The sequence below is a fragment of the Streptomyces sp. NPDC030245 genome, assembly GCF_055572995.1.
Genome location: NZ_JBVICF010000011.1, coordinates 268,713 through 283,867, shown reverse-complemented (window position 1 = coordinate 283,867; position 15,155 = coordinate 268,713). Strand labels below are relative to the sequence as shown.

12 protein-coding genes are annotated in these 15,155 nt (G+C 72.6%); 8 read left to right on the top strand and 4 right to left on the bottom strand.

All coding sequences use genetic code 11. The features are described 5' to 3' along the window. Positions 1-92: 92 nt before the first annotated feature. Genes ACZ4Z4_RS28675 through ACZ4Z4_RS28660 form a run of 4 tightly spaced genes read left to right on the top strand, consistent with a single transcriptional unit; the run spans position 93 to position 5,677 of the window. Entirely contained in the window at positions 93-1,628 is a 1,536-nt protein-coding gene (locus ACZ4Z4_RS28675; protein ID WP_468333396.1) for a GMC family oxidoreductase, read from the top strand. Beyond that, a complete protein-coding gene (locus ACZ4Z4_RS28670; protein WP_468333393.1) occupies positions 1,625-2,734 on the top strand; it encodes a quaternary amine ABC transporter ATP-binding protein in 1,110 nt (369 codons plus the stop codon). Before ACZ4Z4_RS28675 ends, ACZ4Z4_RS28670 begins: the two co-directional genes overlap by 4 nt. Continuing rightward, positions 2,734-4,710: an ABC transporter permease gene (locus ACZ4Z4_RS28665; RefSeq protein ID WP_468333390.1), complete on the top strand. Its 1,977-nt coding sequence runs from the start codon at positions 2,734-2,736 to the stop codon at positions 4,708-4,710. Before ACZ4Z4_RS28670 ends, ACZ4Z4_RS28665 begins: the two co-directional genes overlap by 1 nt. A 1-nt stretch (position 4,711) precedes the next feature. Beyond that, positions 4,712-5,677, top strand: a complete 966-nt coding sequence (locus tag ACZ4Z4_RS28660; protein WP_468333387.1) for an ABC transporter substrate-binding protein — start codon at positions 4,712-4,714, stop codon at positions 5,675-5,677. 54 nt (positions 5,678-5,731) lie between these two features. On the opposite strand, the gene ACZ4Z4_RS28655 is transcribed toward ACZ4Z4_RS28660, so the two are convergent. The 3 genes from ACZ4Z4_RS28655 to ACZ4Z4_RS28645 are packed head-to-tail and all read right to left on the bottom strand — an operon-like array spanning position 5,732 to position 7,400. Then, a complete protein-coding gene (locus ACZ4Z4_RS28655) occupies positions 5,732-6,466 on the bottom strand; it encodes an isocitrate lyase/PEP mutase family protein (RefSeq protein ID WP_468333384.1) in 735 nt (244 codons plus the stop codon). Then, on the bottom strand, positions 6,463-6,909 hold the full coding sequence (locus ACZ4Z4_RS28650; RefSeq protein ID WP_468333381.1) for a carboxymuconolactone decarboxylase family protein: 447 nt from the start codon (positions 6,907-6,909) through the stop codon (positions 6,463-6,465). The genes ACZ4Z4_RS28655 and ACZ4Z4_RS28650 overlap by 4 nt, the downstream gene beginning before the upstream one ends. Continuing rightward, on the bottom strand, positions 6,906-7,400 hold the full coding sequence (locus tag ACZ4Z4_RS28645; protein WP_468333378.1) for a carboxymuconolactone decarboxylase family protein: 495 nt from the start codon (positions 7,398-7,400) through the stop codon (positions 6,906-6,908). Before ACZ4Z4_RS28645 ends, ACZ4Z4_RS28650 begins: the two co-directional genes overlap by 4 nt. A gap of 47 nt (positions 7,401-7,447) precedes the next feature. Between ACZ4Z4_RS28645 and pdxR the strand changes: the two genes are divergently transcribed. From pdxR to ACZ4Z4_RS28630, 3 genes are all read left to right on the top strand, one after another. Continuing rightward, positions 7,448-8,866: a MocR-like pyridoxine biosynthesis transcription factor PdxR gene (gene pdxR, locus ACZ4Z4_RS28640; protein WP_468333375.1), complete on the top strand. Its 1,419-nt coding sequence runs from the start codon at positions 7,448-7,450 to the stop codon at positions 8,864-8,866. Positions 8,867-9,053: 187 nt separating this feature from the next. Beyond that, complete coding sequence (locus tag ACZ4Z4_RS28635; RefSeq protein WP_468333373.1) at positions 9,054-9,449, top strand: hypothetical protein; 396 nt, start codon at positions 9,054-9,056, stop codon at positions 9,447-9,449. Positions 9,450-9,467: 18 nt separating this feature from the next. After that, positions 9,468-10,661, top strand: coding sequence for a glutathionylspermidine synthase family protein (locus tag ACZ4Z4_RS28630; protein ID WP_468333370.1), 1,194 nt, complete (start codon positions 9,468-9,470; stop codon positions 10,659-10,661). On the opposite strand, the gene ACZ4Z4_RS28625 is transcribed toward ACZ4Z4_RS28630, so the two are convergent. Then, positions 10,646-11,662 carry an NADP-dependent oxidoreductase gene (locus tag ACZ4Z4_RS28625; protein WP_468333367.1) on the bottom strand — a complete coding sequence of 339 codons (1,017 nt, stop codon included), beginning with the start codon at positions 11,660-11,662 and terminating at the stop codon, positions 10,646-10,648. The two genes, ACZ4Z4_RS28630 and ACZ4Z4_RS28625, sit on opposite strands and share 16 nt — an antisense overlap. 184 nt (positions 11,663-11,846) lie before the next feature. On the opposite strand from ACZ4Z4_RS28625, the gene ACZ4Z4_RS28620 reads away from it, so the two are divergent. Further along, positions 11,847-15,128, top strand: a complete 3,282-nt coding sequence (locus tag ACZ4Z4_RS28620) for an AfsR/SARP family transcriptional regulator (RefSeq protein ID WP_468333364.1) — start codon at positions 11,847-11,849, stop codon at positions 15,126-15,128. Positions 15,129-15,155: the final 27 nt, after the last annotated feature.

The following is a 15,155-nucleotide window of genomic DNA, read 5'->3' as shown; positions in this document are numbered from 1 at the left end:
AGGTCCGCCCCGCGCGCACCACGTTCAAGCACCCCCCGCTCATTACGCGCCAGCACTTTCGCACGACCTCGCAGGAAGAGGAGCACGTACGCATGTCTGACCAGACCGAGTTCGACTACGTCATCGTCGGTGGCGGCACCGCGGGATCGGTGATCGCCTCCCGCCTCACCGAGAACCCGGACGTCACCGTCGCCGTCATCGAGGGCGGCCCCAGCGACATCGACCGCGAGGACGTCCTCACGCTGCGCAAGTGGCTCGGTCTGCTCGGCGGCGAGCTGGACTACGAGTACACGACCACCGAGCAGCCGCGCGGCAACTCGCACATCCTGCACAGCCGCGCCAAGGTCCTCGGCGGCTGCTCGTCGCACAACACCCTGATCTCCTTCAAGCCGCTCCCGTCCGACTGGGACGAGTGGGAGGCGGCGGGCGCCACCGGCTGGAACGCCAAGGCCATGGACCCCTACTTCGGCAAGCTGCGCAACAACGTCGTGCGCGTCGCCAAGAAGGACCAGAACCAGATCGCCACCGACTGGGTCGAGGCGACGAAGACCGCGCTCGGCGTCCCGGAGATCGTCGGCTTCAACGACAAGCCCTTCGACGAGGGCGTCGGCTTCTTCGACCTCTCGTACCACCCGGAGAACAACAAGCGCTCCTCCGCGTCGGTCGCGTACCTGCACCCCCACATGGAGGCCGGTGACCGCCCGAACCTCCACCTCTTCCTGGAGACCTGGGCCACCAGGCTGGAGCTGGACGGCAAGACCGCCCGCGGTGTCCACGTGCGGCTGAAGGACGGCGCGCGGGCGCTGCTCACCGCCCGCCGCGAGGTCCTCGTCTGCGCCGGCGCCATCGACACGCCGCGGCTGCTCATGCACTCCGGCATCGGCCCGAAGGAGGACCTCGAAGCCCTCGGCATCCCGGTCGTCCACGACCTGCCGGGCGTCGGCGAGAACCTCATCGACCACCCCGAGTCGGTCATCGTCTGGGAGACCAACGGGCCGATCCCCGGCAACTCCGCGATGGACTCGGACGCCGGTCTGTTCGTGAAGCGGGACCCGGACCACAAGGGCCCGGACCTGATGTTCCACTTCTACCAGATCCCGTTCACGGACAACCCGGAGCGCCTCGGCTACGAGCGCCCCGAGCACGGCGTCTCGATGACCCCGAACATCCCCAAGTCCCGCGCCCGCGGCCGTCTCTACCTGACGTCGGCGGACCCCGAGGTCAAGCCCGCCCTCGACTTCCGGTACTTCGAGGACGAGGACGACTACGACGGGCAGACGCTCGTCGACGGCATCAAGCTGGCCCGCAAGGTCGCGCAGGCCGAGCCGTTCAAGAAGTGGCTCAAGCGCGAGGTCTTCCCCGGTCCCGACGTCACCGACGACGCGGAGATCAGTGAACTCGTCCGCAAGGCCGCCCACACCGTCTACCACCCGGCGGGCACCTGCCGAATGGGCGCTTCCACTGATGAACTCGCCGTGGTCGACCCGGAGCTGAGAATCCGGGGCCTGGCAGGAATCCGTATCGCGGACGCATCCGTCTTCCCGACGATGCCCGCCGTGAACCCGATGATCGGAGTACTCATGGTCGGGGAGAAATGTGCCGAGATCCTTGGCGGTGACGGCCGATGAGCGAGGCCACCGCGACGATCGCGGACCAGAACGAGACACCCGCCGACGGGCCCGTCTTCGCCGTCAAGAACCTCTGGAAGGTCTTCGGCCCCCGGGCCGAGCGGATACCCGGCGACACGGAGCTGCACGGCCTGAGCCCCGCCGAACTGCGCGAGCGGACCGGCTGCACGGCCGCCGTCCGCGATGTGTCCTTCGAGGTCAACAAGGGCGAGGTCTTCGTCGTCATGGGCCTGTCGGGCTCCGGCAAGTCCACCCTCGTACGCTGCCTGACCCGGCTCATCGAGCCCACCTCCGGCGCCCTCGCCATCGACGGCGAGGACGTCCTCGCCATGGACAAGGCCCGCCTGCGCGAACTGCGCCGCCACCGCGCCGCCATGGTCTTCCAGCACTTCGGCCTGCTTCCGCACCGCTCGGTCCTCGACAACGTCGCGTACGGCCTGGAGATCCAGGGCGTCGGCAAGGCCGAGCGGCGCGCCAAGGCCCTCGAAGTCGTCAAGAAGGTCGGCCTCGAAGGGCTCGAACAGCGCAGGCCCGGACAGCTCTCCGGCGGCCAGCAGCAGCGCGTCGGCCTCGCCCGCGCCCTCGCCGTCGACCCCGAAGTCCTCCTCTTCGACGAGCCGTTCAGCGCCCTCGACCCGCTGATCCGCCGCGACATGCAGGAAGAAGTCGTCCGCCTGCACCGCGAAGAGGGCCGCACCATGGTCTTCATCACCCACGACCTCAGCGAGGCCCTCAAGCTCGGCGACCGCATCGCCCTGATGCGCGACGGCCGCGTCGTGCAGCTCGGCACGCCCGAGGAGATCGTCGGCTCCCCGGCCGACGACTACGTACGCGACTTCGTGCGCGACGTGGTGCGCGCCGACGTGCTGAGCGTGCGCAGCGCCATGCGCCCCGCCGAGGGCGACGAGGAGAGCGGCGGTGCGGCGCTCGCCCCCGACGCCAAGGTCTCCGAGGCCATCGAGGCCGTCGCCCGCACCGGCTCCCCGGTGCGCGTCATGGACGGCAAGCGCTGCCTCGGCGTGGTGGACCACGCCGGGCTGCTCGCCGTGGTCGCGGGCACCGCGACACAGTCCCCCGTCCCCGGCCGGGGCGAGGCGATCGCCTGATGGCCACCGCCACCGCCTCGGGCCCCGTCCGCGACACCGGCATCGGCGCGCTCCTGCGCCACCGCGCCGTCGGCAAGCTCCTGCTGCTCGCCGTCGCCGCGGCGGTGCTCGTGCCGATCGTCAACGCCAAGTGGGCCTCCGGCGCCTGGCCGGACGCGCTCACCGTCGATCTGACCGAGCCGCTCGGCAGGACGACCGACTGGATCATCGACAACCGCGACAGCCACCCGCTGTTCACCTACTTCCTCGGGCACGTCTCCAACGCCATCGTGCTCTCCGTGCGCGGCGTCTACCTCGTGCTGCTCGCCGCGGGCTGGGCCGGTGTGACCGTCGGCGCCGGGCTGATCGCCTGGCGCGTGGCGGGCGTCAGGCTCGCCGTGCTCGCCTCGTCCGCGTTCGCCGTGTGCGGGCTGCTCGGCATGTGGGTGCCGACCATGCAGACCCTCGCCCTGATGATCGTCGCGGTCCTCGCCTCGGTCGTCATCGGTCTGCTGCTCGGCCTCGCGGGCGGCCTGAGCGACCGGATCTTCCGGATCCTGCGGCCGGTCCTCGACACCATGCAGGTGCTGCCCGCCTACGCCTACCTGCTGCCGTTCGCCCTCGTCTTCGGCATGGGCGTCCCCGCGGCCATCATCGCGACCGTCGTCTACGCGGCCCCGCCCATGGCCCGCCTCACCGCGCTCGGCCTGCGCGGCGCCGACGGCGGCGTGATGGAGGCGGTGACCTCGCTCGGCGCGACCGGCCGGCAGCGGCTGTTCTCCGCGCGCCTGCCGCTCGCCCGCAAGGAGCTCCTGCTCGGCCTCAACCAGACGATCATGATGGCGCTCTCCATGGCCGTCATCGCCTCGGTGATCGGCGCCGGCGGCCTCGGCGACCGCGTCTACCAGGCGCTCTCCACCGTCGACGTCGGCCAGGCGCTCGCCGCCGGCATCCCGATCGTGCTGCTCGCCGTGGTCCTCGACCGCGTGACCGGCGCCGCCGGGGAGCGGTCCGGCGCGCACGCCGAGTCCACGTCGCCGCTGCGCGGCTGGCGCGGCTGGTCCGTCGCGGGCGTCCTGACGGTTCTCGCCGCACTGGCCGCGCGCTTCGCGGACCGCGTGGACTGGCCGACCGACTGGGTCGTCAACATCGCCCCGTCGGTCAACACCGCCAAGGAGTGGATGGTCGACCACATCTACACCGGCGTGCCCGTCGTCGGCGGCACCGCGGACTGGGCGGCCAACTTCACCACCTGGTTCCTCAACCCGCTCAGGGACGGCCTCCAGGGCCTGCCCTGGTGGTCGGTGCTGCTCGTCGTCGCCGCGCTCGCCTGGCTGATCGGCACCTGGCAGACCGCGCTCACCGCCGTCGCCGCGATGGCCGCGATCGGCGTGCTCGGCGTGTGGGACAAGTCCCTCGACACGCTCGCGCAGGTCCTCGCCGGTGTCGCCGTCACGCTGGTCCTCGGCTTCGCCATCGGCATCGCGGCGTCCCGCAGCACGCGGTTCGAGCGCCTGCTCCGCCCGGTGCTCGACGTCTTCCAGACGATGCCGCAGTTCGTGTACCTCATCCCGGTCGTCGCCCTCTTCGGCATCGGCCGCGCCCCCGCGGTCGCCGCCGCCGTCGTCTACGCGCTGCCCGCCGTCGTCCGCATCACCACGCAGGGCCTGAGCCAGGTCGACGGCGCCGCGATGGAGTCGTCGCGCTCGCTCGGCGCCACGAGCTGGCAGCAACTGCGCAAGGTGCAGCTGCCGCTGGCCCGCCCGGCCCTCATGCTCGCCCTCAACCAGGGCGTCGTCCTCGTCCTCGCCGTCGTCGTCATCGGCGGTCTGGTCGGCGGTGGCGCGCTCGGCTACGACGTGGTGTTCGGCATCGCGCAGGGCGACCTGGCGACGGGCCTGGTGGCCGGTGCCGCGATCGTCTGCCTCGGCCTGATGCTCGACCGGGTCACGCAGCCCACGGAACGCCGGCCTCGCCGCGCGAAGAAGGGAGCCTGACATGCGAGTTCGTACGCGTGTCATGAGCGCCGTCACGGCCGGCGGCGCGCTCCTCGCGCTCTCGGGCTGCGGCGCCGCCGACATGAGCAAGCAGGCGTCGCCGTACGCGAACGCCGCCGGTGCCAAGACGGTGACCCTCTCGGTCCAGTCGTGGGTCGGCGCGCAGGCGGACGTAGCCGTCGCCGAGTACCTGCTCAAGAACGAGCTGGGCTACCGCGTCGACAAGGTGCAGATCGACGAGGTGCCCGCCTGGGACGCCCTCAGCCAGGGCCGCGTCGACGCGATCATGGAGGACTGGGGCCACCCGGACCAGGAGCAGCGGTACGTCAAGGACAAGAAGACGATCGTGCCCGGCGGCGACGTCGGCGTCACCGGGCACATCGGCTGGTACGTCCCGACGTACTTCGCGAAGAAGCACCCGGACGTCACGGACTGGAAGAACCTCAACAAGTACGCCGACCAGTTCAAGACGTCCGAGAGCGGCAGCAAGGGCCAGCTCATGGACGGCTCCCCGTCGTACGTGACGAACGACAAGGCCCTGGTGGAGAACCTGGACCTGGACTACCAGGTCGTCTTCGCCGGGTCCGAGGCGGCGCAGATCACCCAGATCGAGCAGTTCGCCAAGCAGAAGAAGCCGTTCCTCACCTACTGGTACAAGCCGCAGTGGCTCTTCGAGAAGGTGCCGATGACGGAGGTGAAGCTGCCCGCGTACAAGGAGGGCTGCGACGCCGACCCGGCGAAGATCAAGTGCGCCTACCCGCACACGCCCCTTCAGAAGTACTTCAACGCGGACTTCGCGAAGAACGGCGGCAAGGCCGCTCAGTTCCTGAAGAACTTCAAGTGGTCGGAGGAGGACCAGAACGAGGTCTCCCTGATGATCGCCGACAAGAAGATGTCGCCGGAGGACGCGGCGAAGGCGTGGATCGACAAGAACGAGTCGAAGTGGAAGGCGTGGCTGCCCAAGTAACCGCGTGCTGACGCGCCATGGTGCCGGGCTCCCGCCGTGCGGGGCCCGGCACCGTCATGCCCGGCGCAGTCCGTCGGTGATGTCGCGCAGCGCCGCCATGGTGCGGCGCAGCAGCCCGGGGCCGAACGTGACGCGGGTCGCGCCGAGTTCGCCCAGCTCGCGGAGTGAGGGGCCGTCCGGTGTCGCGAGGACGTTGAGCGGTCCCTCGATGCCCGCCCGCAGGACGGGGATCGCCTCGGACGGCGCGAGGATCGGGTAGACGCAGTCCGCGCCCGCCGCCACGTACAGGCGGGCCCGCTCGACGGCCCGCTCCGGGTCGGTGACGCCGCGCACGAACGTGTCCACGCGCGCGTTGACGACCAGCCGGTCGCCCGCGGCCTCGCGCACCTGCGCCAGCCAGTCGGCCTGCTCGTGCGGGTCCTTGAGGACACCCGTGGCGCCCTTGCCCTCGTACGAGTCCTCCAGGTTGCAGCCGACGGCGCCCGCTTCGAGGACGCGGTCCACCAGCTCCTTGGCCGTGAGGCCGTACCCGGTCTCGGCGTCCATGGTCACGGGCACGCCGACGGCCCGGGTGATCCGGGCCACCGCCTCGAACATCAGCTTCGGCGGCACCTGCCCGTCCTCGTACCCGAGGGAGAGCGCGATGCCCGCGCTGGGCGTGGCGAGCGCCTCGTACCCCGCCTCCTCGAACACCCGGGCGCTCGCGGCGTCCCACGGTCCCGGCAGGACCAGCGGGTCGTCCTGCGCCCGGCCGTGGTGCAGGGCGCGCAGCGTGTCGACAGGGTTCACCACGCGGGTCCTCCGGGTGCGATGCGGCGGCTGACCATCAGCCGGTTCCAGCTGTTGATGGCGGCGATCAGGCCGATGAGATGGGCGAGTTCGCGCTCGTCGAAGTGGCGGGCGGCCTCGTCGTACGTCTCGTCGGGGACGAATCCGTCGGTGAGGAGCGTGACCGCCTCGGTCAGCGCGAGGGCGGCGCGCTCGCGCCCGGTGAAGAGGCCGCCCGCCTCCTCCCAGGCGTTGAGCAGCGCGACACGCTTCGGTGTCTCGCCGTTCTTCAGGGCGATCTCCACGTGCATGTCGAGGCAGAACGCACACGCGTTGAGCTGCGAGGCCCGCATCATCACCAGCTCGGCGAGGACGGGGTCGCCGAGCCCCTGCTTGGCGGCGGTGCTCAGCGTGCTCATGGCGCCCGCGACCCGCGGGTCCAGGTGCGTGGTGCGTGGGCTCACTTGGCGCTCGCCGCCTGGTAGTGGCCCGGCACCTGGCGCGTGCTGACACCGAAGCGGTTCCACGCGTTGATGACCGTGATCGCGGCGATGAGCTGGGTCAGCTCGGCCTCGTCGAAGAGCGCGGCGGCCTTCGCGTACACCTCGTCCGGCACGAAGCCGTCGGTCAGCACGGTGATGGCCTCGGTCAGCTCGATCGCGGCGACCTCCTTCGCCGTGTAGAAGTGCCGCGACTCCTCCCAGGCGCTGAGCTGGATGATCCGCTCGACGCTCTCGCCCGCCGCGAGGGCGTCCTTGGTGTGCATGTCGAGGCAGAGCGCGCAGCGGTTGAGCTGCGAGGCGCGGATCTTGACCAGCTCGTAGATGACCGGGTCGAGGCCCTTACGGGCGGCCGCGTCGAGCTTGATCATGGCCTTGAAGACCTCGGGGGCGTGCTGGGCCCAGGCGAGGCGGGGCGTGTGCTCGTGGACGTGGGGTTCGGAGGAAGTACTCATGGTGTCGACTGTACGGGCCGAATAGCCCACCGGTATGGTCCATTTCCATGGGAGAAACGTGGGCCACTCTGGGGGTCGACCTCCATCTGGAGACCGGCGGCGACGCGTCCCGCCACGGCGTCCGCAAGGGCCTCACGGACGCGCTGCGGGAGGCCGTGCGCGGCGGCCGCCTGGCACCCGGCACCCGCCTGCCCTCGTCCCGCTCGCTCGCCGTCGACCTCGGCATCGCACGGAACACGGTGGCCGACGCCTACGCCGATCTGGTCGCCGAGGGCTGGCTCACGGCCCGCCAGGGCTCGGGCACGCGCGTCGCCGAGCGGGTGGTCGCACCGCCGGTGCGGCCCGCGCCGCCCCGCAGGACGGGCGGTGCGCCCACGTACAACCTCGCCCCCGGCTCGCCCGACCTCGCGTCCTTCCCCCGCGCGGAGTGGCTCAAGGCGGCCCGGCGCGCGATGGCCGCGGCACCCAACGACGCCCTCGGGTACGCGGACCCGCGCGGCCGCGTCGAACTGCGCACCGCACTCGCCGGCTACCTCGCGCGGGCCCGCGGCGTGCACGCGGACCCCGACCGCATCGTCATCACCGCCGGGTTCGTGCACGCGCTCGCGGTCCTCGGCCGGGTGCTGCGGGCGCGCGGGCTGCGGGAGGTGGCCGTGGAGTCGTACGGCCTCGACATCCACTGGAACCTGCTGCACCGCGCGGGCCTGCGCACGGCGCCGCTCGCCTTCGACCGACTCGGCACGGACGTCTCGGCGCTGGGTCCCGCCTCGCCGAAGGCGGTGCTGCTCACCCCCGCGCACCAGTTCCCGATGGGCGTGCCGCTCCATCCCGACCGGCGGGCGGCGGCCGTCGACTGGGCGCGGCGCGCGGGCGGCGTGATCCTGGAGGACGACTACGACGGGGAGTTCCGCTACGACCGCCAGCCCGTCGGCGCGCTCCAGGGCCTCGACCCCGAGCGTGTCGTGTACCTCGGCACGGCCAGCAAGTCCCTCGCCCCCGGCCTGCGCCTGGGCTGGATGGTGCTGCCGGCCGGCCTGCACGAGGAGGTCCTCGGCGAGAAGGACGCCACCGGCGCGTCCAGCGGCGCCCTGGAGCAGCTGACGCTCGCGGAGTTCATCACGTCGGGGGCGTACGACCGGCATGTGCGCGGCGCCCGGCTGCGCTACCGGCGCCGCCGCGACCAGCTCGTGGCGGCGCTCGCCGCCCACGCGCCCGACGTCCGCGCCACCGGCATCGCGGCGGGCCTGCACGCGGTGCTCGAACTCCCTCCCGGCACCGAGCGGTCCATCGTCCAGGCGGCCAACTGGGAGCGCCTCGCGGTCCACGGCCTCGCGGGCTTCCGCCACCCTCTGGCGGACGCGGACGCGGACGCGGACCGACGGGACGCCCTGGTGGTGGGTTACGGGACTCCCGCGGAGCACGCGTGGGCGGGGGCGCTGGAGGCGTTGTGCAGGGTGCTGCCGTGAGCGCCGGCGCACTAGCCCCCCGCCCGGCCGGGGAAGGCAAAAGAGACCCAAAGGACATTCGGTGGAGCCGGTTGGCACGGAGTGCCGGGACCTCCCTACGCTGACCGCTGATACGTACGAAGCAGAGCGACTGATGCGTACGAAGCAGAGTGAGCAGAGCGAGCAGGGTCACGGGGGACCACACCACATGGCACAGAAACAACCGCGAAGGCTGCGGTCCAGCACGGTCGCGCTGGGCGGCATGGGCGTCCTCGCCGCCGCCCTCACCTCCTGCGGCTCCGACCCGGACCGCCGCTGCGTGGACCGCGACAGCTACGACCTCGTCAACGGCTACCGCGTCGTCAGCGACAGCAACTGCAAGACGGGCGCCTCGGGCTCCGGGGGTTCCGCGGGCAAGTCCCGCAAGGGTTCCTACGGCACCGGCACGTCGTCCGGCCGTACCGACCCCGCGTGGTACTACGACGCCGACGTCGACGGACGCTACGCCGACAACGGCACCTTCAGCCGCAGCGAGGCCGTCGACCGGGACGGCTTCGGCTGCTCGGGCGGCGGCAGCGGTGGCAGCGGCAGCAGCGGCGGCTGAGCGAACGGTACGTACGCCATGGAACGCCGCACCACGGACCCCCGCCCCGACTGGCAGCGGACCGTCGAGGACCAGGGCCTCATCTACCCCCTGACGCGCTACCCCGACGGCACCCTGCGCCCCTACTGGGACGAGAGCGCGTACTACGTCTTCTCGCTGCCCGAGGTCGAGGCGCTGGAGGAGGTCGTCGAGGAGCTCCACACGATGTGCCTGGCCGCCGCCGCGCACATCGTCGAGCACGACCGGCTCGCCGACCTCGGCATCACGGACCCGCGGGTGGCGGCCGCCGTCACCGAGGCCTGGCACCGCCGCGCCGAACTCCCCTCGCTGTACGGCCGGTTCGACCTGCGCTACGACGGCACAGGGCCGGCCAAGATGCTGGAGTACAACGCCGACACCCCCACCTCCCTGGTCGAGGCCGCGAGCCCCCAGTGGTTCTGGATGGAGGAGCGCTTCCCGGGCGCCGACCAGTGGAACTCCCTCCACGAACGGCTCGTGGACGCCTGGCGGAAGCAGGCCCCGCTCCTCCCGCCCGGCGGCCCGCTGTACTTCGCCCACTCCGCGGGCGACGAGCTCGGCGAGGATCTGATGACGGTCGCGTACCTGCGCGAGACCGCCGAACAGGCCGGCCTCGCCGCCGAGTCGATCTCCATGGAGGACATCGGCTGGGACCGTCTCTCGCGCCGCTTCGTCGACAAGCAGCTCCGCTTCATGCGCAGCTGCTTCAAGCTCTACCCGTGGGAGTGGCTGACCACGGACCGCTTCGCGCCGCACGTCCTGGAGACCCTCGACAACGGCGGCGGCACCGGCTCGACCCTCTGGATCGAACCCGCCTGGAAGATGCTCCTCTCCAACAAGGCGCTCCTCGCGGTCCTGTGGGAGCTGTACCCGGGCCACCCGAACCTGCTGCCCGCCTATCTGGACGGCCCGCGCGAACTGGCCGTGTCCGGCGGCTACGTCGCCAAGCCGCTGCTCGGCCGGGAGGGCGCGGGAGTGACGGTGCACGAGCCGCACCCTGCCCCCGCTCCGCCCGCCCCGCGTGACGAGCCCTGCTGCTACCAGGAACTGGCGCCGCTGCCCGACTTCGACGGCAACCGCGTGGTGCTCGGCGCGTGGGTCGTGGCGGACGAGGCGGCGGGGCTCGGCATCAGGGAGTCCTCGGGACTGATCACGGACGAGTACGCGAGGTTCATCCCTCACGTCATCCTCTGAAGCGCGACCAGCATCTTGCCGGTGTTCGCCCCGCGCAGCACGCCGAGGAACGCCTCCGGCGCCCGCTCGATGCCGTCGACGACGGTCTGCTCGGTGCGCAGGGTGCCGTCGGCGAGCAGCGGCGCCGCCCGGCCGATCCACTCCGGGAACAGGTCGAGGTGGCTGGTGACGAGCATGCCCCGAAGGGTCGCCTCCTGCTGGGCGGCCCGGAAGAGGTTGTTCGGCCCCGGCGCGGGCTCGGTCGCGTTGTACGTGCTGATGGCGCCGACCAGGGCGATGCGGCCGCCGGGCCTGATCGCCCCGATCGCCGCCTGCAAGTGGTCGCCGCCGACCGAGTCGAGGTAGACGTCCACCCCGTCGGGCGCGGCCTGGGCGAGCTGCTCGGGCAGGCCGCCGAGGCGGTAGTCGACGGCGGCGTCGTACCCGAAGGTGTCGAGGAGCTTCTTCGTCTTCGCAGGGCCGCCCGCCGAGCCGATCACTCGGGAGGCGCCGAGCTCGCGGGCGAGCTGCCCCGCGACACTGCCGACCGCCCCGGCCGCGGCGGAGACGAGGACGACGTCGCCCTCGCGCACCGGGGCGGTGCGGGTCAGCGCGGCGTACGCGGTGAGACCCGTGGTGCCGAGCGGGCCGAGGTAGGCCTCGGCAGGCGCGAGGGTGGTGTCGACGACCGTGGCGGCCGCGGCGTCGAGCACCGCGTACTCCCGCCAGCCCAGGAAGTGCGTGACCGTCGCGCCGACGGGCACCTCGGGGGCGTTCGACGCGACGACCTCGCCGACCGCCGAGCCCTCCAGCGGGGCGCCCAGCCGGAACGGCGGGATGTAGGACGGCACGTCGTCCATGCGGCCCCGCATGTACGGATCGACGGACATCCAGGTGTTACGGACGACGATCTGCCCCTCACCGGGCTGGTCGGGCACCTCGGTGGTGGCCAACTCGAAGAGGTCGGGGGTGGGTTCCCCGGTCGGGCGGGCGACGAGACGGATTTCGCGGGAGACGGGCATGGTGACTCCTGTGGTGGGTGCGGATCACTGTCGCTGCGGTGATCCCGGTGCTGACCGCGGTGCCGCGATCACGGGAACCACCGTGCCCGGCGGCGCGCACGGAACGCTGACGGTTCACGCACGGACGCCGCGTATGCGGCTCAGCGCCTCATCAGCGGTTGCGGGGGGCGATTAACGTGGCCGTATGCGATTCGAGGTGCTTGGCCCGCTGACCGTGCGCACGCAGGACGGACCGGCCGCGCCTGCCCCGGAGCCGAAGGTCCGCGCGCTGCTCGCCGCCCTCCTCGTGCGGGTCGGACACCCGGTCCCGGTGGACATGCTGATCGACGACCTGTGGGGTGACCGCCCCCCGTCCTCGCCGGTCAACTCCCTCCAGACGAAGGTCTCCCAGCTGCGCCGGGCGCTGGAGGCGGCCGAGCCCGGCGGCCGCGGCCTCGTCGTGCACGGCCCCGCCGGATACGCGCTGCACATACCGCCCGAGCACGTCGACGCCATCCGATTCGAGACGCTGATCTCGCGCGCGTACGCGACGGATACGGAGCACGTGGCGGAAGGCGCAGCGACTCACGTGGCGGACCGCGTGGCAGGTGCCGATTCGCGTACGAAGGCGGCGCTTCTGGGCGACGCGCTGGCGCTGTGGCGCGGTCCCGCCTACGCCGACTTCCGCGACGCCGACTTCGCGCGCGCGGCCGTCACCCGCCTGGAGGAGCAGCGCCTGACCGCCCAGGAGACGCTGGCCGAGCTGCGGCTCGCCCACGGTGAGCACGCCGTACTGGCGGACGACCTGGCCCCGCTGGTCGCCCGCGAGCCCCTGCGCGAACGCCTGCGGGCCAGCCACCTGCGGGCCCTGTACCGCTCCGGCCGCGTGGCCGAGGCACTGGAGTCCTACCGCGACCTCAGAGTGCGTCTCGCCGACGAACTCGGCATCGACCCGAGCCCCGAACTGGCCGATCTGCACGAGGCGATACTGCGGCAGGAAGCGGAGCAGGGGCCCCAAGGCGCGGTCGCGGTACCGAGCGCAGAGGCCACGCCCGTGAGTCGCCCGCTCACCAACCTGCCCGCGCAGGTCACGCCTCTCATCGGCCGCGACCAGGCGATCGCGCGCATACGCGACCTGATCACCGCCGGACGCCTGGTCACCCTCACGGGCCCCGGCGGCGTGGGGAAGACACGGCTCGCCCTGGCCTCGGCGTCAGGCCTGGCGGCCGACTTCCCCGACGGCATCTGGCTGGCCGAACTCGCCGGCACCCGGGACGAGGTGGCCCCAACGGTCGCAGCCGCACTGGACATCCGCGACGACGCACCGACGGACGTATCGATCGCCGCCGCACCGTCCGATGCCCCGCACACTCCAGTCGTACGACTCGCGCAAGCCCTCGCCGGTCGCCGTCTCCTCCTCGTCCTCGACAACTGCGAACACGTCCTCGGCCCCGTCGCCGAGCTGACCGCCGAACTCCTGCGCCAAGCCCCCCACCTGCACATCCTCGCCACCGGCCAGGAACCCCTCGCCCTCACCGGCGAGACCGTGGAGGCTGTCGGCCCGCTCGGCGAGGAGGACGCGGTGCGGCTCTTCGCCGCCCGCGCCGCGGCCACCGCCCCGGGCTTCGCCCTGGACGACGGGAACCGCGAGTCCGTCGCCCTCATCTGCCGCCGCCTCGACGGCATCCCGCTCGCCGTCGAACTCGCCGCCACCCGCGTACGCGCCCTCGGCGTGCACGCACTCGCCGACCGCCTGCACGACCGCTTCCGCCTCCTCAACCAGGCACGCCGCGACGCCCCCGCCCGCCAGCGCACCCTGCGCGCGACGATCGACTGGAGCTGGGAACTCCTGACGGCCCCGGAGCAGCGCGCACTGCGGCAACTCGCCGTCTTCGACGGCGGCTTCACCCTCACGCACGCGGAAGCCGTTCTGACGCGGACGGAGGCGGAGAGGGAGGCGGAGACCACCCCGGAGGCCCCGCCGGAGGTGGAGGACGACGTCCTCGACCTGGTGACCCGCCTCGTGGACCGTTCGCTCCTCGCGCCGACGGCGACCGACGCCCCCGAGATGCGCTACCGCATGCTCGAATCCGTCACCGCGTACGGCCTCGAACGCCTCGACGACGCGGTCGAGACCACCGAGCTCCGCCGTCGGCACGCCCGCCACTTCGCCGCCTTCGCCGAACGCGCCGCCGCGGCCCTGCGCGGCCCCGACCAGCGGAGCCGGCTGCGCCGGCTCGACCACGAGACCGTCAACCTGCGTGCCGCCCTGAACTGGGCGGCCACGGACTCCGACACCGTGACGGCCCTGCGCCTGGTGAACGCCCTGACCTGGTACTGGTTCCTCCGGGGCCGCCTCCGCGAAGCGATGCGCTCCCTGGACCGGGCCTTGCGCCTGCCCACGACGCCCCGGCACGACGAGACGGACCCCCTGCTCCCGGCCCGCACCGCCGCCGCCTCGGCCCACGCCGCCTTCGCCCTGCTGGCCGGGGAGCCGGAGTGCGCGCACCACGACGCGTGCGAGCGCGCGGAGACCACCCTCGCCGACGCCCGGTCCCGCTGGCTGCTCGCCTTCGCGCGGTGCGGGTTCGACCACACGCCTCACGAGGCCGCCCGGGTCGACGCACTCCTCGCGGAGTTCCGGGCCGCGGGCGACCGCTGGGGCGAGGCCGCCACCCTGTCCACCCGGGCCACCCGCGCCCTCTACCGCGGCGACCTCGCGGCCCTGCGCCGCGACGCCCTGCGCAGCGCCGAGCTGTTCCACGAACTGGGCGACCGCTGGGGACAGTTGCAGGCGTCCGAACAGCTCGGCATCCTCGCCGAGATCGCCGCCGACTACGAGGAAGCCGCCCGGTTCCAGCGCGACGGGCTGCGCGGCGCCGAGGAGCTCCAGCTCTGGACCGACCTCTCCTTCCGTCTCTCCCGCCTCGGCCGCATCGCCCTCCTCACCGGTGACGACCCCGCCGCCACCGCCTTCCACGAACGAGCCGCCGACCTAGCCGCCCAGCAGTCGCACCGGCCCGCCCAGCAGTTCGCCGAGACCGGCCTCGCCATCGGCGCCCGCCGCCGCGGTGACCTCGACGCGGCCGAGAAACTCCTCCTGCCGTGGCTGGACTTCAACCGCCGCTTCGGCGTCGACTCCGGCACGGCCCTGATCCTGGCCCAGCTCGGCTACGTCGCCGAACAGCGCGGCGACGCGGCGCGCGCGGAGACCCTCCACCGCGAGGGCCTGGCCGTGGCCCGCACGACGGGCGACGAGCGGGCGGTGGCCCTGGCACTGGAGGGCCTCGCGGGCGCCCGCTCCCTGGCCGGCGACCACACCCACGCCGCAGGCCTCCTCGGCACGGCCGCCCGCATCCGCGAGGCGGAGGGCGCACCCCTGCCTCCCGCGGAACGCACGGACGTCACCCGCGCCGCCCACCGCGCCCGCACCGCCCTCGGTGAGACCGCGTTCCGCACGGCATACGACCAGGGAGCCCACCCCTGAACCGGGCGGGGCAGCCCGGGGGAGAGC